General features: G+C 71.7%; 18 protein-coding genes. 8 read left to right on the plus strand and 10 right to left on the minus strand.

Features of this window, described 5'->3' with window-relative positions; genetic code table 11:
- Positions 1-13 precede the first annotated feature (13 nt).
- The 4 genes from G9Q37_RS18125 to G9Q37_RS18140 form a co-directional block, all read right to left on the minus strand.
- Complete coding sequence (locus G9Q37_RS18125) at positions 14-469, minus strand: hypothetical protein (protein WP_166229432.1); 456 nt, start codon at positions 467-469, stop codon at positions 14-16.
- Between the two features lie 108 nt (positions 470-577).
- Entirely contained in the window at positions 578-3,772 is a 3,195-nt protein-coding gene (locus G9Q37_RS18130) for a hypothetical protein (RefSeq protein WP_166229434.1), read from the minus strand.
- A 10-nt stretch (positions 3,773-3,782) separates the two neighbouring features.
- On the minus strand, positions 3,783-4,268 hold the full coding sequence (locus tag G9Q37_RS18135; protein ID WP_166229436.1) for a hypothetical protein: 486 nt from the start codon (positions 4,266-4,268) through the stop codon (positions 3,783-3,785).
- Between the two features lie 111 nt (positions 4,269-4,379).
- Entirely contained in the window at positions 4,380-5,342 is a 963-nt protein-coding gene (locus G9Q37_RS18140; protein ID WP_166229438.1) for a LysR family transcriptional regulator, read from the minus strand.
- A 111-nt stretch (positions 5,343-5,453) separates the two neighbouring features.
- Here G9Q37_RS18140 and G9Q37_RS18145 point away from each other — a divergent pair, with 111 nt between their 5' ends.
- Both G9Q37_RS18145 and G9Q37_RS18150 read left to right on the plus strand, forming a co-directional pair.
- Positions 5,454-6,971 (plus strand): CoA-acylating methylmalonate-semialdehyde dehydrogenase, encoded by a 1,518-nt coding sequence (locus G9Q37_RS18145; protein ID WP_166229440.1) that lies wholly within the window; start codon positions 5,454-5,456, stop codon positions 6,969-6,971.
- A 70-nt stretch (positions 6,972-7,041) separates the two neighbouring features.
- The gene (locus G9Q37_RS18150; RefSeq protein ID WP_166229442.1) at positions 7,042-8,703 is read left to right on the plus strand and encodes a GMC family oxidoreductase; all 1,662 of its coding nucleotides are present in this window, start codon (positions 7,042-7,044) and stop codon (positions 8,701-8,703) included.
- A gap of 411 nt (positions 8,704-9,114) precedes the next feature.
- Here the strand turns inward: G9Q37_RS18150 and G9Q37_RS18155 are convergent, their stop codons facing one another.
- A complete protein-coding gene (locus tag G9Q37_RS18155) occupies positions 9,115-9,438 on the minus strand; it encodes a hypothetical protein (RefSeq protein WP_166229444.1) in 324 nt (107 codons plus the stop codon).
- A gap of 7 nt (positions 9,439-9,445) precedes the next feature.
- The gene (locus G9Q37_RS18160) at positions 9,446-10,774 is read right to left on the minus strand and encodes an ammonium transporter (RefSeq protein WP_420810296.1); all 1,329 of its coding nucleotides are present in this window, start codon (positions 10,772-10,774) and stop codon (positions 9,446-9,448) included.
- A gap of 346 nt (positions 10,775-11,120) precedes the next feature.
- Between G9Q37_RS18160 and G9Q37_RS18165 the strand changes: the two genes are divergently transcribed.
- Genes G9Q37_RS18165 through G9Q37_RS18180 form a run of 4 tightly spaced genes read left to right on the plus strand, consistent with a single transcriptional unit; the run spans position 11,121 to position 13,818 of the window.
- On the plus strand, positions 11,121-11,462 hold the full coding sequence (locus G9Q37_RS18165) for an ArsR/SmtB family transcription factor (RefSeq protein WP_166229448.1): 342 nt from the start codon (positions 11,121-11,123) through the stop codon (positions 11,460-11,462).
- A gap of 14 nt (positions 11,463-11,476) precedes the next feature.
- A complete protein-coding gene (locus tag G9Q37_RS18170; protein ID WP_166229450.1) occupies positions 11,477-11,986 on the plus strand; it encodes an arsenate reductase ArsC in 510 nt (169 codons plus the stop codon).
- On the plus strand, positions 11,983-13,011 hold the full coding sequence (arsB, locus tag G9Q37_RS18175; RefSeq protein ID WP_166229452.1) for an ACR3 family arsenite efflux transporter: 1,029 nt from the start codon (positions 11,983-11,985) through the stop codon (positions 13,009-13,011). The genes G9Q37_RS18170 and arsB overlap by 4 nt, the downstream gene beginning before the upstream one ends.
- Positions 13,012-13,053: 42 nt before the next feature.
- Positions 13,054-13,818: a TSUP family transporter gene (locus G9Q37_RS18180; protein WP_420810297.1), complete on the plus strand. Its 765-nt coding sequence runs from the start codon at positions 13,054-13,056 to the stop codon at positions 13,816-13,818.
- A gap of 21 nt (positions 13,819-13,839) precedes the next feature.
- Here the strand turns inward: G9Q37_RS18180 and mrdA are convergent, their stop codons facing one another.
- From mrdA to G9Q37_RS18200, 4 genes are all read right to left on the minus strand, one after another.
- Positions 13,840-15,813: a penicillin-binding protein 2 gene (mrdA, locus tag G9Q37_RS18185; RefSeq protein WP_166229454.1), complete on the minus strand. Its 1,974-nt coding sequence runs from the start codon at positions 15,811-15,813 to the stop codon at positions 13,840-13,842.
- Positions 15,814-15,919: 106 nt separating this feature from the next.
- Positions 15,920-16,450: a rod shape-determining protein MreD gene (mreD, locus tag G9Q37_RS18190; protein ID WP_166229456.1), complete on the minus strand. Its 531-nt coding sequence runs from the start codon at positions 16,448-16,450 to the stop codon at positions 15,920-15,922.
- Entirely contained in the window at positions 16,447-17,352 is a 906-nt protein-coding gene (gene mreC / locus G9Q37_RS18195) for a rod shape-determining protein MreC (RefSeq protein ID WP_166229458.1), read from the minus strand. The genes mreD and mreC overlap by 4 nt, the downstream gene beginning before the upstream one ends.
- A gap of 40 nt (positions 17,353-17,392) precedes the next feature.
- On the minus strand, positions 17,393-18,436 hold the full coding sequence (locus tag G9Q37_RS18200; protein ID WP_166229460.1) for a rod shape-determining protein: 1,044 nt from the start codon (positions 18,434-18,436) through the stop codon (positions 17,393-17,395).
- A gap of 291 nt (positions 18,437-18,727) precedes the next feature.
- Here G9Q37_RS18200 and gatC point away from each other — a divergent pair, with 291 nt between their 5' ends.
- On the plus strand, positions 18,728-19,027 hold the full coding sequence (gatC, locus tag G9Q37_RS18205; protein ID WP_166229462.1) for an Asp-tRNA(Asn)/Glu-tRNA(Gln) amidotransferase subunit GatC: 300 nt from the start codon (positions 18,728-18,730) through the stop codon (positions 19,025-19,027).
- The gene (gene gatA, locus G9Q37_RS18210) at positions 19,024-20,526 is read left to right on the plus strand and encodes an Asp-tRNA(Asn)/Glu-tRNA(Gln) amidotransferase subunit GatA (RefSeq protein ID WP_166229464.1); all 1,503 of its coding nucleotides are present in this window, start codon (positions 19,024-19,026) and stop codon (positions 20,524-20,526) included. The genes gatC and gatA overlap by 4 nt, the downstream gene beginning before the upstream one ends.

Consider the following 20,526-nt stretch of genomic DNA (forward strand, 5'->3'; position numbering starts at 1 on the left):
GCGGTGGCCTGCCTCAGGCGCGCAGCAGCGTGGCGGGCGCCTGGGTCTGCTCGGCCAGCACCTGGGTGCAGCACTCGATCCAGACCCCCTGCAGGTCGTCGTGCACCTCGACCAGCAAGGTCTTGAGGCCCTGGGCATCGAGCGTGGGCGACGCGGCCAGCGAGGCCATGCCCACGGTCTGGCCCAGGGCCTCGATCACGCCGAAGCCCAGGCGGTCCGTGCCGCCGGCTTCGCGCCATTGCCAGGCCAGCAGCGCGCGGTACAGGCGCAGGCGGCTGTCGTCGTCGTCGTCGAGCAGCTCGGGCAGGGGCACGGTGAGTTCAAAACGTTGGGCCTCGGCGTCCCATTCGACATTCACGAGCGTGTCGCGGATGCGGACCTCGGTGGCGTCTTCGATCACCGTGCTCGGCCGCACCAGGTGTTCGTCGCCCAACGCGATCATGAGCGTGTGCATCTGCGACCGTGTCATCGCGGAACCTCCCAGAAGAGGCCGCATGGTCGCAGCGCGCGGATACCCCCAGCCTCATCCGGATGGCTGGTCCGAACTAAGCCGCTCGGTCGGACTACTACCGACGTTCTAGCGCTCGGGCGCGGGCCCGCGCAGGCGTTCGCGCAGGGCCTGTGTCTGCAGGCTCTGGCGCAGCAGCCGGCTCAGGCGCGCCGTGGCGCGCAGGCGTTCGATCAGCCGCCGGTGCCGCTCGGGCAGGGGGCCGGCGCCGAGCTCGCTGGCGCGGCGCGTGTGCTCGGCCTGCACGCCCGCCGCGCTGTCCTCGGCCACGACCTCCACCGCGCGCAGGCTGCGCTCGAGGAGGTCTTCGGGGTCCAACCCCGGGCTGCCGGGCGGTGCATCGGACAGGTGCAGGAATTCGAGCAGGATGCGCGCGCACAGGTCCACGCGCTGCTCGGGGCGGTGCTCGCGCCGCAGCAGCGCCAGCGTGCGGGCCGGCGTGGCCAGGGGGTTGGGGCCGGTCTGGCGCAGCCGCTTGCTCACGCTGTCGGTCTGCCGCCAGGCGCTCCGCTGCAGCTCGCGCACGAGGGCGGCGCTGGTGTGCCGCAGCCGCCAGCGCTCGGGGTCCAGGCGCCCGCTGGCGCGCTGCGCGCTGGCGCCGGGCCGCCTGCCGAGCCGCGCGTTGGTGGCGCGCTCGTGATCGCGCAGCCGGCGGCCCGCGGTCTTCATGGCGGCCATCAGCCGGGCCAGCAGCGCCGGGCCGGCCTGGCGCACCGCCGGTGGCGGCGGCAGCCGCAGCGCCACGCTGGTGTGCAGGGTGCCGGGGTCGGCGAGCAGCTCCAGGCACAGCGGTCCGATGGGCTGGTTGAGCAGCGTGAGGCCGCGCCGGCCCAGGCGCTGCCGCGCCGTGGCGTCGCCGGCGTCCAGCAGGGCCTGTTGCAGCGCGAACAGCTCCACCGGGCCCACGAAGCGCTGGTGCAGGGCCTCGCGCACCGTCTGCATCCAGGACCGCAGCGCGGCCAGCACCTCGGGCGGCGCCAGCGTGAGCAGGGCGATGCCGCGCGAAGGCTGGGCATGCAGGGCTTCGAGCAGGCCCAGCACCGCGTGGGCATGGGTCAGCGGGCGCAGGGCCCCGTGCAGCAGCGCGTCGACCCGGCGCACGATGTGGCGCGGCGAGCCCCGCACGTGGGCCGGCAGGCGGTGGTCGGGAAAGAGCCGCAGCCCCATGAACGCCGCCACGAGCTGGCGGGTCGAGGCCCGGTGCCGGGCCGGCGTCTCGAAGGCGCCGTGGTGCTGGAGCAGGTGCTTGAGCGTGTCGGCCGACATGCCCAGTTCACCGAGCAGCTGGGCCGCGGCGCTGCCCTGGCCCTGACCCTGTCGGCGTCCGCGCGCGTGGCGGTGCAGCAGCTCACCCAGCAGGTTGAGCGCGAGGAAGTCGTTGTCGAGCAGCCGCGCGCAGCCGAGCTCGTCGGGATCGATGTCGCGGAACTGCTGCACCTCGTCGATCAGAGGGTTCGTGAAATCGTCGGCCCCGTACCAGGCGTGCAGGAGCTGCTGCAGCCGTTGCTGCCAGGCGTGCAGCCGGGCCGGGTCGCGGCTGTCCATGTCGGTGTAGAAGTCGAGGATGGCGTCGATGCCGAAGCAGCGCACGAAGGCCTGGGCCACCGCGGCCAGGGCCTTGTCGCGGTCCTTGTCGTGCTTGCGCTCCAGCGCGTGCCAGCCCACGCTCACCAGGTAGGGTCCGCCCACCAGCGCGGCCGGAATGCCCATGAAGGGCAGGGCCGCGCCGCCGGTGCCGAGCGCGATCGCGCCACCCACCACGGCGAGCGCGTTCACCAGGTAGCTGAGCTCGCCCTTGGTGCGCCGCGTCTGGGCCTGCCGCGTCGCGCGGTGCAGGGCGGCGAGCGCGCGCTCCTGGCGCACGATGAAGGCGCCGCAGACCGCCCGGTAGAGCGCCCGCCCGCGCGGGTCTTCGAGCAGCGCGCCGCGCTCGCGCGCCTGCGCGGCCAGGCACAGCCGGCTCCAGGTGGCTTCCTTGGCGGCCGATGCCCGGCGCTGCTCGCGCTTGCCGTCCTTGTTCTCGCCGCGCGCGATGTAGAGCGAGAACAGGCTGCTCAGCGCGGTGAGGCCATAGCCGCCGAAGGCCGCGCCGATGAGGTGGGCCGCGAGCGAGGCGATGGTGAGTGCGGTGCTCGAGGCGTCGACCGCGGCCTTGGGCAGTTGCAGCGCGGCGTCGCGGAAACGCTTGGTCTCGGCATGGCCCATGCCCCGGTAGGGCGAGAACGCGGCTTCGCGCCAGGGCCGCTTGAACGCGTCGATCTGCCGCTGCAGCTCGGCCAGTTCGTCGGCCGCGTCGGCGCCGCGCTGCGCGCGCAATTGCCTGTACTGCGCCTTGGCGCGGCGGCGCAGCCGGCGCCGCGAGAGCAGCCGGTCGACGTCGAGCAGGCGCGGCTGCAAGCCCGCTTCGAGCGCGCCCAGCTCGCGCGTGAGCGCTTCGATGCGCGCCTCCAGCGCGGCGCGCTCGGCGGGGTCGACCCGCCGGTCGAGATCGCGCGCCAGCGCGAGGCGTTCGCCGGCCAGTCGGTCGAACCGCAGCAGGTCGTCGGCGATGGCGCGCGCCGACTGCTCGATCTGGGCGCGGATCTGAACCATGTAGGGCAGTTGCCGCCGCGGGTAGTACGCGGTCTCGAAGTTCGCCAGCATGGTTTCGAGCGCGGCGATGGTGAAGTCGAGCTGCTCGAGTTCCAGCGTTGGTGCGGACCGCGCGGTGTCGCGCGCGCGTTGCCGCAGCGCATGCCGCAGGGCCAGCGCCTGGTGCAGCAGGATCGATCCCATGAGGTAGTCGTGCCGCGCGCTGCGCGCGTCCTTGATCACGCTGTAGCCGTCGAACAGCAGCGCGGCCACGCTCGCGATGCCGAACGCCGCCTGGCCCTCGGCGAATCCCAGCGCGGCGCTGAGGCTGCGCGCTTCGAGCGCCAGGCCCCACTGCGTGTAGACGCCGGCCTTGTGCGTGTGCGTGAGCAGCGCGTGCTGCAGCACGGCGCGCCGGGCCTGGTGGTCCTCGGGCCTGAGCCCCAGCACGGGCCAGGGGTCTTCGTGCTGGGGCAGGTGCGAGATCTGCAGCCGGCTGCGGTCGCTCACGCGCGGCAGGCGCGCCGAGCGCGCGGCCGGACGCGCCGGCAAGGCGCGCGCCGGCTGCAGCGGCGAGGACACGGCCGATGGCTCGGTGGGCCAGGGGGGCGGCGCAGCGCTGCTGCCCAGGGGCGGGAAATGCGGTTGCGAACGGCTGCGCGGCCGGCCGCTGCCGCCGGTGCTTTTGTCCACCGGGCGCCGTTCAGACCGCGAGCACGGGCCCGGTGGGCACGGCCGCCGCGCAGGCCGTGTCTTCGATCACCTGCGCGCCCAGGCGCACCCAGACGGCAAACAGCGCGTCGTGCGCCTGCTCGATGGCCGCGTAGAGCGCCTGGGCGTCGTGCAAGGGCTGCGCCTCGATCGAGGCCAGTCCCACGACGGCGTCGTCGGTGCCGTGGGGGGTGATGCCGAAGCTCAGGTGGTTCGCGCCCGTGGGCTCGGCCCATTGCCAGGCCAGCAGGGTGCGGTACAGGTGGCAGCGCGCGGCCTCGCTGCAGCCCGCGTGCAGCGGGTCGGGCAGGGGCACGGTGAGCTCCAGCCGCTGCTCGGGAGCGTTCCATTCGACACAGACCGGGTGCCGGTGCACCTCGACCTCGGTGGCGTCTTCGGTGGTGGCGCTGGGGCGGACCGGGTGGGTGTGGGCGAGGTCGCGCAACAGCGCCTGCAGCTCGGCGAAGGTCGCTGGCATCCAATCTCCTGAAGGGGCGGGCATCGGCGCAGCGCCGACGCGAACAGGCGTGTGTGCACGGTGCCGGGCCGCCGTTCCGGCCCGGGGGCAACCGTGATCGAACCGTGTGGCTCAGGCGCGCAGCGGAAAGCCCTCGGCGAGCGCCGTGCGCAGCCAGGCCACGAAGGCCGTGACCGCGCGCGGCACGTGGCTCGCGTAGGGCCGGATGGCGTAGATGCGGTCGCTGAACACCCCCACGGGCTCCCAGGCGTCGAGCACCGTCACGAGCTTGCCCGATTGCAGTGCCGACTGCGCGCTGAAGTCGGGCAGCAGCGCGATGCCCAGGCCCGCAATGGCGGCGTCGCGCAAGGCCTCGCTGTTGTTGGCGCTGAACGGGCCGGCGACCGGCACCGTGGTGCGCGGCTCGCGGGCTTTGCCGCGGGCCCGGCCGCGCGGCTCGACGGCCTCGAAGTGCCAGGTGGGCGTGTCCTGGCCGCGCGGGTAGGGCAGGCAGTCGTGCTGCGCGAGTTCGGCCGGCGTGGCCGGCGTGCCGCGGCGGCGCAGGTAGGCGCGGCTGGCCACCAGCACCGAGCGCGTGTGGCACAGCGTCCAAGCCACGTGGGTGTCGGGCGGGGCCGCGGTGTGGCGGATCGCGAGGTCGAAGCCCTCGGTGGCCAGCGGGCGCAGGCGGTCGGACAGGTCGAGCTCGAGGCGCACCTGCGGGTGCTGGCGCGCGAAATCGGCGATGCGCGGCACGAGCTGCTGGCGCGCGAAGGCGACCGGCGCGGTCACGCGCACGCGGCCTGCCGGCCGCTCGGCCAGGTCGCGCACGCTGGTGAAGCCCTGGGCGATGCGCTCGAAGGGCTCGCGCAGCTCGTCGACCAGGCGCTGGCCCGCTTCGGTGAGGCGCACGCTGCGCGTGGTGCGCTGCACCAGCGATACGCCGGCGGCGCGCTCGAGCTCGCTGATGCGCTGGCTCATGGCGGCCTTGCTCACGCCCAGGCGCTGCGCGGCCGCGGTGTAGCTGCCCTGCTGCGCGAGCACGGTGAGCCAGTGCAGGTGGGCCCAGAGCTGCTCCACTTTTCCGGTGTTCATGAGCCTATTGTTCACCAACGCGAACAATGCGTTCAAGCCAGCGGTCTTGGCATGCCGCCAGGCGCTGCCTAGACTGGTCCGATTCCCCCATTCCCCGCACCGGAGCCCCCCATGCCGTCCCCCGTCCAGCCGATCGATCACTTCATCCAGGGCCAGCGCGCCGCGGGCCAGTCGCCGCGCCACCAGGACGTGACCAACCCCGCCACCGGCGCGGTGACGGGCCGTGTCGCCCTGGCCCACGCGGCCGACGTGGACCGCGCCGTCGCCGCCGCGCAGGCCGCCTTCCCCGCCTGGGCCGACACGCCGCCGATCCGCCGCGCGCGGGTGATGTTCAAGTTCCTCGAGCTCGTGAACCAGCACAAGGACGAACTCGCGCGCCTGATCACGGCCGAGCACGGCAAGGTGTTCACCGACGCGCAGGGCGAGGTCTCGCGCGGCATCGACATCATCGAATTCGCCTGTGGCATCCCGCAGCTGCTCAAAGGCGACTTCACCGACCAGGTCTCCACCGGCATGGACAACTGGACCCTGCGCCAGCCGCTGGGCGTGGTCGCGGGCATCACGCCCTTCAACTTCCCGGTGATGGTGCCCATGTGGATGTTCCCGGTGGCGATCGCCGCGGGCAACACCTTCGTGCTCAAGCCCAGCCCGCTCGACCCCTCGCCCTCGCTGTTCATGGGCGAGCTGCTCAAACAGGCCGGCCTGCCCGACGGCGTCTACAACGTGGTGCAGGGCGACAAGGAAGCGGTGGACGCGCTGCTCGTGCACCCCGACGTGAAAGCCATCAGTTTCGTGGGCTCGACGCCGATCGCCAACCACATCTACGAAACCGGCGCGCGCCACGGCAAGCGCGTGCAGGCCCTGGGCGGCGCCAAGAACCACATGGTGGTGATGCCCGACGCCGACCTCGACCAGGCCGTGGACGCGCTGATCGGCAGCGCCTACGGCAGTGCCGGTGAGCGCTGCATGGCCATCAGCGTGGCGGTGCTGGTGGGCGATGTGGCCGACAAGATCATGCCCAAGCTGATCGAGCGCACCAAGACGCTCCAGGTGCTCGATGGCATGAACCTCGCGGCCGAGATGGGCCCCATCGTGACCGAGGCGGCGCGATCGCGCATCACCGGCTACATCGAGGCCGGCGTGAAGGAAGGCGCGAAGCTGCTGGTCGACGGCCGCGGTTTCGACGGGGCGCAGGCCGGCGCGGGCTGCGAGCAGGGCTTCTGGCTCGGCGGCACGCTGTTCGACCACGTCACCACCGGCATGAAGATCTACAAGGAAGAGATCTTCGGCCCGGTGCTCTCGTGCGTGCGCGTGCCCGATTTCGCGACCGCGGTGCAGATCATCAACGACCACGAGTTCGGCAACGGCGTGAGCTGCTTCACGCGCGACGGCAACGTGGCGCGCGAGTTCGCGCGCCGCATCCAGGTGGGCATGGTGGGCATCAACGTGCCCATCCCGGTGCCCATGGCCTGGCACGGTTTCGGCGGCTGGAAGAAGAGTCTGTTCGGCGACATGCACGCCTACGGCGAAGAGGGTGTGCGCTTCTACACCAAGCAAAAGAGCATCATGCAGCGCTGGCCGGAGTCGATCGGCAAAGGCGCCGAGTTCGTGATGCCGACGGCGAAGTAAGCTCCAGCCCGCAGACCGCGGGCGACCTTGCCCGCCTCGACCGACAACAAGCGACAGAGCGAGACAAGGCATGAGCAGCGACACCACCTTCGACCACATCGTCATCGGCGCGGGCACCGCGGGCAGCCTGATGGCGAACCGCCTGAGCGCCGACAAGACCAAGCGGGTGCTGCTGATCGAAGCGGGGCGCAAGGACGACTACCACTGGATCCACATCCCGGTGGGCTACCTGTACTGCATCGGCAACCCGCGCACCGACTGGCTCTACCAGACCGAGGCCGAGCCCGGTCTCAACGGCCGCTCGCTGCGCTACCCGCGCGGCAAGGTGCTGGGCGGCTGCTCGAGCATCAACGGCATGATCTACATGCGCGGCCAGGCGCGCGACTACGACCACTGGGCCGCGCTCACGGGCGACGAGGCCTGGCGCTGGGACAACGTGCTGCCCGACTTCAAGAAGCACGAGAACCACTACCTCGGCGACGAAGCCAACGCCGCGCAGCGCGACCCGCACTTCAAGGCCTACCACGGCCACGGCGGCGAGTGGCGCGTGGAGAAGCAGCGCCTGCGCTGGGACATCCTCGACGCCTTCGCGCAGGCCGCGCAGCAGGCCGGCCTGCCGCACAGCAGCGACTTCAACCGCGGCGACAACGAGGGCGTGGGCTACTTCCAGGTGAACCAGAAGGACGGCCTGCGCTGGAACACCGCGCGCGCCTTCCTGCGGCCCACCTGCTACGGCCGGCCCAACTTCGAGCTCTGGAGCAGTGCGCAGGTGATGCGCCTGAACACCGAACGCGACGAGACCGGCCGCCTGCGCTGCACCGGCGCGCAGGTGTGGGACGGCGAGCAGGTGGTGAACGTGCGCGCCACGGGCGAGGTGGTCCTGTGCGCGGGCAGCATCGGCTCGCCGCAGCTGCTGCAGCTGTCGGGCATCGGCCCCGCGGCGCTGCTGCAGCAGCACGGCATCGCGGTGCAGGCCGACCTGCCCGGCGTGGGCGCGAACCTGCAGGACCACCTGCAGATCCGCGCGGTCTACAAGATCCAGGGTGCGCCCACGCTCAACGTGCTGGCGTCGAGCGCGCTGGGCAAGGCGCGCATCGGGCTCGAGTACCTGCTCAAGCGCAGCGGGCCCATGAGCATGGCGCCCTCGCAGCTCGGCGCGTTCACGCGCAGCGACCCGTCGAAGCCGCACGCCAACATCCAGTACCACGTGCAGCCGCTCTCGCTCGACGCGTTCGGCGAGCCCTTGCACACCTTCCCGGCGTTCACCGCGAGCGTGTGCAACCTCAATCCCACGAGCCGCGGCACGGTGCGCATCCGCAGCGCCGACCACCGCGATGCGCCGCTGATCGCGCCCAATTACCTGAGCACGGCCGAAGACCGCCAGGTCGCGGCCGACAGCCTGCGCGTGACGCGCCGCATCGTGGCGCAGCCGGCGCTGGCGAAGTTCCGGCCCGAGGAGTTCAAGCCCGGCCCGCAGTACCAGACCGACGAGGAGCTCGCGCGGCTCGCGGGCGACATCGCGAGCACCATCTTCCACCCCGTGGGCACCACCAGGATGGGCCGCGACGACGACCCGATGGCGGTGGTGGACAGCCACCTGCGCGTGCGCGGCGTGGCGGGTCTGCGGGTGGTCGACGCGGGCGTGATGCCGACCATCACGAGCGGCAACACCAACAGCCCGACGCTGATGATCGCGGAGAAGGCGGCGGGCTGGATCCGCGCGGGGGTTTGAGATTTTCTTGCGGGGCGTTGGCTCAGGGCCGATGGAGCGGGTGCCCGTGCTCCGGCGTGCTCGCGGGCGGCTGCTTGTGCGAGCAGACAGCGCTCCGTCAACGCCGTGATCGAGACGCCCCTTCTGGGGCAACCGCGAATGGCGCCTGCGCACGGGCACCCGCTCCATCGACCCCGGCGAAGGGCAGGCACACCAGCGCTGGTGCGCCCATGCTGCTTCGGGGCGGGTGGTGGGGTTCGTGGGCGCAGGCGCCATTCGCGGTTGCCCCAGAGGCTGCGCACCAACCAATGCGTTGACGAAGGGCTGTCTGCGCGCATGGGCAGTCGCCCGCGAGCACGCCGGAGCCCGCGAACCCCACCACCCGACCTCGCGAGGTTCCCGCGCGAAACCTCAGCGCGCGAACCCACCCCCTCAACGCAAGCCGCCCACGTACCGGTCCTCGCCCCCGGCGTCCGGCGACGCGGCGGGCGAGCGCAAGGCCTCGGCCGCCACCTCGAGCAGGGTCCGCCGCGGCGACGCGCCCATCGCGAAGATCGCCGCCTCCAGTTTGTCGGCCAGCGGCAGCAGATCGGCGTGGCCCTCGCTGCGCGCCTTCTCGCGCGTGAAGCGCACGATCTCGCGCGCGTACTCCGGGTTCACCGTGAGCCACTCGGTGTCCGTCACCCGGCCCGTCTTGCGGCGCAGCAGCACATGCAGGTGCGCCGCCACCGCGAACAGCTCGTTGCTGCCGCTCATGCCGCGCTCATCCCCCCAGCTTCTCGTTGTGCAGCGACAGGTCCAGGCCCTGGCGCTCCTCGCCTTCGCGCACCCGCAGGCCCGCGAAGCGCGACACGATGAACAGCACCAGCGTGGTCATGACCAGGCTGTAGGCCAGCACCGCCACGCAGGCGATGAGCTGCGTGAGCACGCTGCCCGAGGCCCCGCCGATCGCCGGGTCGGCGAAGACGCCGGTGAGAATGGCGCCCACCAGCCCGCCCACGCCGTGCACGCCGAACACGTCGAGCGAGTCGTCGGCGCGCAGCAGGCGCTTGAGGCCGGTGGCGCCCCAGTAACACGCCAGCCCGGCCAGCACGCCGATGGCCAGCGCCGCGCGCGGGCCCACGAAGCCCGCGGCCGGCGTGATGGCCACCAGGCCCGCGACCACGCCCGAGCACAGGCCCAGCAGCGTGGCGCGCTTGCGCGCCCACCATTCGGCCGCCATCCAGGCCAGGGCACCCGCGGCCGCGGCGATGTGCGTGACCGCGATCGCCAGGCCCGCGCGGCCATCGGCCGCGAGCGCCGAGCCGCCGTTGAAGCCGAACCAGCCCACCCACAGCAGGCCGGTGCCGGCCATGGTCAGGCCCAGGTTGAAGGGCAGAAAGGGCTCGCGCCCGTAACCCTGGCGCGGGCCCAGCGCATAGGCGCAGACCAGGGCCGCCGCGCCCGCGTTGATGTGCACCACCGCGCCGCCCGCGAAGTCGAGCGCCCCCAGTTGCGCGAGCCAGCCGCCGGGCTCCCACACCCAGTGCGCGATCGGCGCATAGACCAGCACCAGCCACAGCCCCATGAAGCCCAGCAGCGCGCCGAACTTCATGCGCTCCACCAGCGCGCCCACCACCAGCGCGCAGGTAATGACCGCGAAGCTGAGCTGGAACATGGCGAACACCGATTCGGGCAGGTGCGGTGCCACGTGGCTCACCGCCACCTGGCCCGCACTGCCGAGGAACTCCAGGCCCGAAAAGCCGATGCGCTCGAAGCCGCCGATGAAGGCGCCGGCCGCGCCGCCGGGCGTGAAGGCCAGCGAGTAGCCGAGCGCAAACCACAGCAGGCTCACGAGCGCGGCGATCGCGACCACGCTGGCCAGGGTGTTGATGACGTTGAAACGCCGCACCATGCCGCCGTAGAACAGCGCGATGCCCGGCAGGGTCATGAGCACCACCAGGGCGGTGCTCACCATCACCCAGACGGTGTCGGCGCGGTTCAGTGTGTCGGCCGTGGCCAGGCCCGGGCCGGTGCTCGCCGGGGCCTGCGCCAGGGCGGGCAGGGCGAGCGCGCCCAGCACGAGCGCCGCGCCGGGTGCGGCATGCTTCACGAATCGGAGCAAGGATCCCAGACAGGACGAGGCTTTGCGGCCAGAAGCTTGCGTTTGGTGCATGCACTATCCCCCAAGTGTGTGGGGCCGCGGCCAGCATTTCCTGTGCCAGCGGCCACCGCGGTGCAAGGGAAACCCCGGATGCACCTGCTCGGTGCGAACGGCTACATTCCATGTATTCGCTGGTTCCCCCTGGGGTATCTGGCGCTTGGAGACCGAGGAGACACCAACAGCCGGCACCGCCGGTCGTGCCCACAGGCACCCCACACGACAGAAAGAGCCGACCCAAAAGGTCGGCTCTTTTTCTTGGTGTTGATATTTCGACTTTTCTCGTATGATCGTATCTATGCCCGACGATCCCCAACGCGACCAAGCCGTCCGCTCCCTCGCCGCCCTCGCCCACCCGGTGCGCCTCGACGCCTTCCGGGCGCTGGTGGTGGCCGGCCCCGACGGCCTCACGCCCGGCGTGCTGCAGGAACGCCTGGGCATTCCCGGCACCACGCTGTCCTTCCACCTCAAGGAGCTGGCCGGCGCCGGCCTGGTGAGCGTGGAGCGCGCGAGCCGCAACCTGGTCTACCGCGCGGCCTACGCGCACATGAACGGCCTGCTGGCCTACCTCACCGCCCACTGCTGCCAGGGCCAGCCCTGCGCCGTGACCGCTGCCGGCGCTCCCGCCTGCGAATGCTGAACCGACCGATCCCCATGAACACGCCCTTGAACGTCCTGTTCCTTTGCACCCACAACTCGGCCCGCAGCATCCTGGCCGAGGCCACGCTCAACCACCTGGGGGCGCCGCGCTTCAGGGCGTTTTCGGCGGGCAGCAGCCCGCGCGAGAACCAGCAGCCGAACCCGCTGGCGATCGAGGCGCTGCAGCGCGCGGGCATCGCCACCGAGGGCTTGCACAGCAAGAGCTGGGACGTGTTCGCCGGCCCCGACGCGCCGCGCATGGACCTGGTCATCACCGTGTGCGACAACGCCGCCGGCGAGACCTGCCCGTATTGGCCCGGCCAGCCGGCCACCGCGCACTGGGGCTACGCGGATCCGTCCGAGGTGCCGGGCACGCACGGGCAGCGGCTCGAGGCCTTCCGCCACACCCTGCTGGCGATCCGCCGCCGGCTGGAGCTGCTGGTGAACCTGCCCCCCGATCGCCTGGACCGGCTGGCCCTACAGCACAGCGCGCGCGCGCTGGCGGGCGAAGAGGCCCGCGCATGATCGGCTTCTTCGAACGCTACCTCACGCTCTGGGTGGCGCTGTGCATCGTGGCGGGCGTGGCGCTCGGCCAGCTCGCGCCGGGCGCTTTCCAGGCCGTGGCCGCGCTCGAGGTCGCGCGCGTGAACCTGGTGGTGGGGCTGCTCATCTGGGTGATGGTCGTGCCCATGCTGCTGAAGATCGACTTCGGCGCCCTGGGCCAGGTGCGCCGGCAGGCGCGCGGCATCGGCGTCACGCTGTTCGTCAACTGGGCCGTCAAGCCGTTTTCCATGGCCCTGCTGGGCTGGCTGTTCGTGCGCCAGCTGTTCGCGCCCTGGCTGCCCGCCGACCAGCTCGACAGCTACGTGGCCGGCCTGATCCTGCTGGCCGCCGCGCCCTGCACCGCCATGGTGTTCGTGTGGAGCCAGCTCTGCCGCGGCGACCCGTACTTCACGCTGTCGCAGGTGGCGCTCAACGACGCCATCATGGTCGTGGCCTTCGCGCCCATCGTGGCGCTGCTGCTGGGGCTGTCGTCCATCACCGTGCCCTGGGACACGCTGCTCGCCTCGGTGGTGCTCTACATCGTGCTGCCCGTGATCGTGGCGCAGTTCTGGCGCCGCGCGCTGCTGCGGCGCGGGCCGGCACGCCTGCAGGCCGTGGCCGCGGCGCTCGGACCATGGTCGATCGCGGCGCTGCTGCTCACGCTGGTGCTGCTGTTCGGCTTCCAGGGCGAGGCCATCCTGGCGCAGCCGCTGGTGATCGCGCTGCTCGCGGTGCCCATCCTGATCCAGGTGGTGCTCAACGCGGGCCTGGCCTACGCGCTCAACCGCCGGCTCGGCGTGGCGCACTGCGTGGCCGGGCCCTCGGCGCTGATCGGTGCCAGCAATTTCTTCGAGCTCGCGATGGCCACGGCCATCGGGCTCTTCGGCTTCCAGTCGGGCGCGGCGCTGGCCACGGTGGTGGGGGTGCTGATCGAGGTGCCCGTGATGCTCGCGGTGGTGGCGGTGGTCAACCGCAGCCGCGGCTGGTACGAGGCCGGCGCGGCCTGAGCCGCGGCGGAGCGTGGGGGGCCCGGCAGCGACAATCGCCGCATGCCCCTGGACCTGCTGCTCGCTTCCGCCGCCTCGCTGCTCGCCGGCTTCATCGATGCGATCGTGGGCGGTGGCGGTCTGGTGCTCGCCCCCGCGCTGTTCGCGATCTTTCCCAACACGCACCCGGCCACGCTGTTCGGCATCAACAAGGGCGCGGCCGTGTGGGGCACGGCCGTGGCCACAGCGCAATACGCGCGGCGCGTCGACATGCCCTGGGCCGCGCTGCTGCCTGCGGCCGCCATGGCCTTCGCGGGCGCCATGGCCGGGGCCTGGACGGTGACCGTGGTCTCGCCGGGCTTTCTGCGCCGCGCGCTGCCCTTCATCCTCGGCGCGGTGCTGCTCTACACCCTGATGCGCAAGGAACTGGGCCGCGAGCACGCGCCCGCGTTCTCCGGCGCGCGCCAGGCCGCGGCCGCCAGCCTGCTCGGCGCCACCATCGGCTTCTACGACGGCTTCTTCGGCCCGGGCACGGGCAGCTTCTTCGTGTTCCTGTTCGTGCGCTGGCTGGGCTTTGATTTCCTGCACGCGAGCGCGAGCGCCAAGCTGCTCAACACCGCGTCCAACGGCGCGGCGCTGCTGCTGTTTGCGTGGAAGGGCCACGTGTGGTGGCACTACGCGCTGGTGATGGCGGTGGCCAATGTGAGCGGCAGCCTGCTCGGCACGCGGCTGGCGCTCAGGCACGGCAGCGGCTTCGTGCGCGGTGTGTTCATCGTGGTGGTGAGCGCGCTGATCCTCAAGACCACCTACGACGCCTGGCTGCGCTGAGCGCGGCCCCACTGCCCGGCTTCATTGCGCGGCCGAGGCCCCCGTGGGCAGCGGCGGCCAGGGCACGTCGGCCACCGCGCGCGGCGTGCCGATCGGCGGGCCGCCCTGGCCGGCCTGCAGCGCCGCAATGTCCTGCTCGCTCGGGTACTTGTCGAGCAGCAGGTAGTCGAACACGCGCCGTGCGATGGGCGCGGCCGCGGCAGCGCCAAAGCCCGCGTTCTCCACGATCAGCGCCACCACCACGCGCGGCGCATCGGCCGGCGCGAAGGCGAGGTAGAGCGAGTGGTCGCGCTGGTGCTCTTCGAGGTTCTTGGCGTTGTAGCGCTCTTTCTGGCCGATGGTGACGGCCTGCGCCGTGCCGGTCTTGCCGCCGCTGGTGTAGCCCGCGCCCGCGAACACGCGCGCCGAGGTGCCCTCGGTGGTCACGGCCTGCATGGCGCTGAGCACGGTGCGGATGTGTTCGGGCTTGTAGCCCAGGCTCTCGCCGGGCGGACGCTCCACCGGCTCGACCTGGCCCGACAGCGGGTTGCGCCGCGCCAGCGTGAGGTGCGGCGTGTGCTTGACGCCGCCGTTGGCCAGCGTGGCCATGGCGTGCGCGAGCTGCAGCATGGTGAAGTTGTTGTAGCCCTGGCCGATGCCCAGCGAGATGGTCTCGCCCGCGTACCAGCGCTGCGCCTCGGGGCGCTTGTAGGTGGCGCGCTTCCAGGCCTGGCTGGGCAGCACGCCGCGCAGCTCGCCCTTGAGATCGATGCCGGTGATCTGGCCGAAGCCCAGCGGCTTCATGAAGTCGTGGATCGCGTCCACGCCCATCTCGTTGGCCAGCGAGTAGTAGTAGACGTTGCTCGACTTGACGATGCTGCGCCGCATGTCCACCGCGCCCAGGCCGCCGTCGCCGTGGCTGCGGAAGCGGTGGTTGCCGAGCATCCAGTAGCCGGGGTCGTTGATGACGGTCTCGGCCTTGCGCGCGCCGGTCTCGAGCGCGGCCATGGCCATGAAGGGCTTGTAGGTGGAGCCCGGCGGGTAACTGCCGCGCAGCGCGCGGTTGAGCAGCGGCTTGTCGATCGACTCGTTGAGCGCGCGCCAGTTGTCCACGTCGATGCCATCGACGAAGAGGTTGGGGTCGAAGGTGGGCTTGGACACCAGCGCCAGCACCTCGCCGTTGCGCGGGTCGAGCGCCACCAGGGCGCCGCGGCGCTCGCCATACAGCGTCTCGATCAGGTGCTGCAGCTTCACGTCGATGGTGAGCATCACGGTGTCGCCGGGCGTGGGCGCGGTGGCCGCGAGCGAGCGCACCGCGCGCCCGCCGGCCGAGGTCTCGACGCGCTCGAAACCGGTGGTGCCGTGCAGGGTCTGCTCGTGCTGCTGCTCGACGCCGAGCTTGCCGATGTATTCCGTGCCGCGGTAGTTGGCCTGCTCTTCCTCGGGCCAGTCGGCGATGAGCTCTTTCTCGCGCTGGTTGATGCGGCCGATGTAGCCCACCACGTGGCTCGCGGTCTCGCCCTGCGGGTAGCTGCGCAGCAGCCGCGCGCGCACCTCGACGCCCGGGAAGCGGTAGCGCTGGGCCGCGAAGCGCGCCACTTCCTCGTCGCTCAGCCGGGTGCGGATGGGCAGCGAGTCGAAGCGGTGCGATTCTTCGAGCAGCTTGCGAAAGCGGCGCTCGTCGCGCGGCGTGATGTTCATGAGCCCGCGCAGCTCGGCGATGGTGGTGTCGAGGTCGCCGGCCTGCGAGGGCGTGATCTCGAGCGTGTAGGCCGAGTAGTTGCTCGCGAGCACGCGGCCCTGGCGGTCGGTGATCTGGCCGCGGTTGGGCACCACCGGCAGCACCGCGGTGCGGTTGCTCTCGGCCTGCGCCATGAAGCGCTCGTGCTGCGCCACCTGCAGCCACCACATGCGCGCCACGATCAGGCCGAAGGCGAACAGCACCGCGAGCGCGATCACGATCACGCGCGTGCGGAACTGGGACAAGTCGGCTTCGACGTTGCGCAGTTCGGTCATGTGGCCCCCACGCTCCGCCGCTGCGCGGGTCGCTGCCCCCCAAGGGGGCTGTTTCGCCTTGGGGCGGCCCGGCGGCGAAACGGCATGGCGCGGCTGCGGGTGTTCATCACAACGGTCGGTTGTCGTCCGGGTTCGGCGCGCGGCGCTGCGGGGCCAGCAGCATCACCGTGACCACGGGCCACAGCATGGCCTCGATCAGCGGCGCCAGCAAGTGGTTCCAGCCCGGGAAGGTGCCGCCCGCGAGCAGGCGGATCACCAGCGTGAGCACCGAGGCCACCACGAACAGCGGCAGCACCTGCAGCGACTGCGCGGGCACCGGAAACCACAGCAGCCGCCGGTGCATGGCGACCGCGCCGAAGGCCATGGCGGTGTACGACAGCGCGTGCTGGCCGAGCAGCGCGCCCTGGTGCACGTCCATGGCCAGGCCGAAGAAGAAGGCGGTGCCCACGCCGATGCGCAGCGGCTGGTGCACGCACCAGAACACCAGCACCACGGCGAGCAGGTCGGGCACCCAGGCGGCGCGGCCGAACAGGCCCATGTTGAGCAGCATGTTCAGCGCCAGCGCGGTGATCAGGCTGAACCAGATGAAGACCGGGTTGGCGGGCAGCAGCAGCTGCTGGCCGGGGCGCATGATCACGAGGCGCTCCCTTTGGCGGCGGGCGCCGGCGGCGGGGGCGGCAGGCTGTCGCCCGCGGGGTTGAGCACCAGCACGTGCAGCGTGCCGTCCATGCGCGCCGTGGGCTCGGCGCGCACGCGCAGGAACGAGGACCCGCTCTGGCGCTCGACCAGCGCCACGCGCGCCACCGGCAGGCCCGGCGGGTAGACACCGTCGACGCCGCTGGTGGTGAGCACGTCGCCCTCGCGGATGTCGGTGCCCACGGGCGTGTAGCGCAGCTCCAGGCCGTCGCCCGCGCTCGAGGGCTGGCCATAGGCCAGGCTGCGCACGCCCGAGCGCGCGTTCAGCACCGGGATGGCCTGCTCGCGGTCGATCAGCAGGCTCACCTCGGCGATCAGCGGGTACACGCGCGTGACCTGGCCCAGCACGCCGGCTTCGTCGATCACGGGCGCGCCGGCCTTCACGCCGTGCGTCTGGCCGCGGTCGATCACCACGCGGCGCGAGTACGGGTCGGCCGCGTCGTAGATCACCTGCGCACCGATCGCGCCCGTGGCCACGCGCTCGCGCATGGACAGCAGTTCGCGCAGGCGCTTGTTTTCGTTGAGCAGTTCGTCCACCTGCAGGCTGCGCTGGGCCTGCACGGCCAGGCGTTCGCGGGCCTCGGCCTCGCTGCGCTGGGCGCTGTGCAGCGATTGCAGGTAGCCCCCGGCGAGATCCACCACATGCACCGGCTGCAGCACGGCCCACTGCACCGGGTAGAGCGCCGTGGCCAGCGCGGCGCGCAGCGGATCGGCCACGCGAAAGCGCAGATCGGCGACCATGAGGAACAGCGCCACGGCGCTGAAGACCACCAGCTTGGACAGGGCCGAGGGGCCCTGCTTGAAGAACGGCGGCGGGGTGCGGTCCAGCGTGCCCAGTGGCATGGCGGCGAGGCCCTGTTCAGGCGGGCGCGGCGCGCTCGGTTTATTCGCTGGTGAAGATCGTGCCCAGGCGCTCCATGCGCTCCAGGGCCATGCCGCAGCCGCGCACCACGCAGGTCAGCGGCTCTTCGGCCACCAGCACCGGCAGGCCGGTTTCTTCGGCGAGCAGGCGGTCGAGGTCGCGCAGCAGCGCGCCGCCGCCGGTGAGCATCATGCCGCGCTCGGCGATGTCGGCGCCCAGCTCGGGCGGGGTCTGCTCGAGCGCGTTCTTCACCGCGCTCACGATCTGGTTCAGCGGCTCGGTGAGGGCCTCGAGCACCTCGTTGGAGCTGATGGTGAAGCTGCGCGGCACACCCTCGGAGAGGTTGCGGCCCTTGACCTCCATCTCGCGCACCTCGGAGCCCGGGAAGGCCGAGCCGATTTCCTTCTTGATGGCTTCGGCCGTGGGCTCGCCGATGAGCATGCCGTAGTTGCGGCGGATGTAGGCGATGATGGCGTCGTCGAACTTGTCGCCGCCCACGCGCACGCTGCCCTTGTAGACCATGCCGCCCAGGCTGATCACACCCACCTCGGTGGTGCCGCCGCCGATGTCGACCACCATGGAGCCCGAGGCGTCGGAGACCGGCAGCCCGGCGCCGATGGCCGCGGCCATGGGTTCCTCGATCAGGTAGACCTCGCTCGCGCCCGCGCCCAGCGCCGATTCGCGGATCGCGCGGCGCTCGACCTGGGTCGAGCCGCAGGGCACGCAGATGATGATGCGTGGGCTCGGCTTGAACATCGAGCGCGGGTGCACCATCTTGATGAACTGCTTGAGCATCTGCTCGGTGACGGTGAAGTCGGCGATCACGCCGTCCTTCATCGGGCGGATGGCCTCGATGTTGCCGGGCACCTTGCCCAGCATCGCCTTGGCTTCGCGGCCCACGGCCTGGATGGTCTTCTTGCCCTGGGGACCGCCTTCGTGGCGGATCGACACGACCGAGGGCTCGTCGAGCACGATGCCCTTGTGGCGCACGTAGATCAGGGTGTTGGCGGTGCCGAGGTCGATGGCCAGGTCGGTCGAGAAACTCCGACGGAACGCTTCAAACATGGTGGGTGGATCCTGTGGGATGCGCGCGGTCACGCGAACGCGTGCAGCCGGGGGTGGGGCCGTGGAGCGGGCCGGGCATCGGAAGCTTCGGGGAGCTAAGTGGTTGATTCGGTGGCGAAAAGCGGGCGCAAAAGCCCCTTTTGCTGAACGCAGGATAATACCCGACTCCCTGTGCACAACCGCACGAAAACAGGCCCGTTTGCCCGGCAAACGGGGCGATCCGGGCGCGTTTTTGCATCCGGTTGCAGGCCGGGCCGCCTCCCGCGGGCCCGCCGAGTCTTTCCCAGCACCATGTCACTGACCCTCCACGACATCGATCGCATCGCCAACCTGGCGCGCCTCGACCCGGCTCCCGAGCAGCGCGAGCGCCTGCTGGGCCAGCTCAACGGCTTCTTCGACCTCGTCGCGCAGATGAACGCGGTGGACACCACCGGCGTCGAGCCGCTGGCCCATCCCACGGCCGTGCTCGAAGACGTGCAGCTGCGCCTGCGCCCCGACGTGGTGAGCGAGCCCAATGCGCGCGAAGCCAACCAGCAGAGCGCCCCGGCCGTGGAGCGCGGCCTGTTCCTCGTGCCCAAGGTGATCGAATGAGCGCCGCCGCCACCGACCTCCACGACCTGGGCGTGGCCGAGCTCGCGCAGGCCATTGCCGAAGGCAGGACCAGCAGCGTGGAAGCCACGCAGCACCTGCTGGCGCGCGCGCAGCAGCACCAGCACCTGGGCGCCTTCCTGGCCTTCAACGAAGCCGCCTCGCTGGCGCAGGCCAAGGCCGCCGACGCGCGCGTGGCCGCCGGCGAGCGCACGCCGCTGCTGGGCGTGCCCCTGGCGCACAAGGACATCTTCGTCACGCGCGACTTCCCGACCACCGCCGGCTCCAAGATGCTCGAGGGCTACCGCAGCCCCTTCGACGCCACCGTGGTGAGCAAGCTCGCGCAGCAGGGCGCGGTCACGCTGGGCAAGCTCAACTGCGACGAGTTCGCCATGGGCGGCAGCAACGAGAACTCGGCCTACGGCCCCGCGCGCAACCCCTGGGATCCTTCGCGCGTGCCGGGCGGTTCGTCGGGCGGTTCGGCCGTGGCCGTGGCCGCGCGCCTGGCGCCGGCCGTGACCGGCACCGACACCGGCGGTTCGATCCGCCAGCCCGCGAGCTTCTGCGGCGTGACCGGCATCAAGCCCACCTACGGCCGCTGCTCGCGCTACGGCATGGTGGCCTTCGCGTCCAGCCTCGACCAGGCCGGCCCCATGGCGCGCAGCGCGGCCGACTGCGCCACGCTGCTCACCGCCATGGCCGGCCCCGACATCGACCGCGACTCCACCAGCCTGGACCGCCCCGCCGAGGACTACGGCCGCCTGCTCGGGCAGCCCCGCGAAGGCGCGAGCGCCGCGCAGCCGCTCAAGGGCCTGCGCATCGGCCTGCCGCGCGAGTTCTTCGGCGACGGTGTGGCCGCCGACGTGCTCACGCCGGTGCGCGCCGCGCTCGCCGAATACGAGAAGCTCGGCGCCACGCTGGTCGAGGTCTCGCTGCCGCGCACCGAGTTGGCCATTCCCGTCTACTACATCATCGCGCCGGCCGAGGCGAGCTCGAACCTGAGCCGCTTCGACGGCGTGAAGTTCGGCCACCGCGCCGCGCAGTACAACGACCTGGTCGACATGTACAAGCGCTCGCGCACCGAGGCCTTCGGCCCCGAGGTGCAGCGCCGCATCATGATCGGCACCTACGTGCTCAGCCACGGCTACTACGACGCCTACTACCTCAAGGCGCAGCAGATCCGCCGCCTGATCGCGCAGGACTTCCAGCAGGCCTTCACGCAGTGCGACCTGATCGCCGGCCCCGCCGCGCCCACCGTGGCCTGGGCCCTGGGCGAAAAGGCCGACGATCCCGTGGCCAACTACCTGGCCGACATCTTCACGCTGCCCGGCAGCCTCGCGGGCCTGCCCGGCATGAGCCTGCCGGCGGGCTTCGGCGCCGGCGGCATGCCCGTGGGCCTGCAGCTCATGGGCAACTACCTGAAAGAAGCCGAACTGCTGCAGGCCGCGCACGCCCTGCAGCTCGCCACCGACTGGCACCGCCAGGCGCCCGCGGGGATCTGA

Source organism: Hydrogenophaga crocea, assembly GCF_011388215.1.
In the GTDB taxonomy this organism is placed as follows: Bacteria; Pseudomonadota; Gammaproteobacteria; order Burkholderiales; family Burkholderiaceae_C; genus Hydrogenophaga; species Hydrogenophaga crocea.

Excerpts from the sequence above, each read along its gene's own strand:
- G9Q37_RS18125 (WP_166229432.1), bottom strand. The coding sequence starts at position 469 with ATGACACGGTCGCAGATGCACACGCTCATGATCGCGTTGGGCGACGAA.
- G9Q37_RS18165 (WP_166229448.1), top strand. The coding sequence starts at position 11,121 with ATGCCCGACGATCCCCAACGCGACCAAGCCGTCCGCTCCCTCGCCGCC.
- G9Q37_RS18145 (WP_166229440.1), top strand. The coding sequence starts at position 5,454 with ATGCCGTCCCCCGTCCAGCCGATCGATCACTTCATCCAGGGCCAGCGC.
- mreC (WP_166229458.1), bottom strand. The coding sequence starts at position 17,352 with ATGCCACTGGGCACGCTGGACCGCACCCCGCCGCCGTTCTTCAAGCAG.
- gatC (WP_166229462.1), top strand. The coding sequence starts at position 18,728 with ATGTCACTGACCCTCCACGACATCGATCGCATCGCCAACCTGGCGCGC.
- gatA (WP_166229464.1), top strand. The coding sequence starts at position 19,024 with ATGAGCGCCGCCGCCACCGACCTCCACGACCTGGGCGTGGCCGAGCTC.
- mrdA (WP_166229454.1), bottom strand. The coding sequence starts at position 15,813 with ATGACCGAACTGCGCAACGTCGAAGCCGACTTGTCCCAGTTCCGCACG.
- G9Q37_RS18150 (WP_166229442.1), top strand. The coding sequence starts at position 7,042 with ATGAGCAGCGACACCACCTTCGACCACATCGTCATCGGCGCGGGCACC.
- arsB (WP_166229452.1), top strand. The coding sequence starts at position 11,983 with ATGATCGGCTTCTTCGAACGCTACCTCACGCTCTGGGTGGCGCTGTGC.
- G9Q37_RS18135 (WP_166229436.1), bottom strand. The coding sequence starts at position 4,268 with ATGCCAGCGACCTTCGCCGAGCTGCAGGCGCTGTTGCGCGACCTCGCC.
- G9Q37_RS18170 (WP_166229450.1), top strand. The coding sequence starts at position 11,477 with ATGAACACGCCCTTGAACGTCCTGTTCCTTTGCACCCACAACTCGGCC.
- G9Q37_RS18180 (WP_420810297.1), top strand. The coding sequence starts at position 13,054 with ATGCCCCTGGACCTGCTGCTCGCTTCCGCCGCCTCGCTGCTCGCCGGC.
- G9Q37_RS18155 (WP_166229444.1), bottom strand. The coding sequence starts at position 9,438 with ATGAGCGGCAGCAACGAGCTGTTCGCGGTGGCGGCGCACCTGCATGTG.
- G9Q37_RS18200 (WP_166229460.1), bottom strand. The coding sequence starts at position 18,436 with ATGTTTGAAGCGTTCCGTCGGAGTTTCTCGACCGACCTGGCCATCGAC.
- G9Q37_RS18140 (WP_166229438.1), bottom strand. The coding sequence starts at position 5,342 with ATGAACACCGGAAAAGTGGAGCAGCTCTGGGCCCACCTGCACTGGCTC.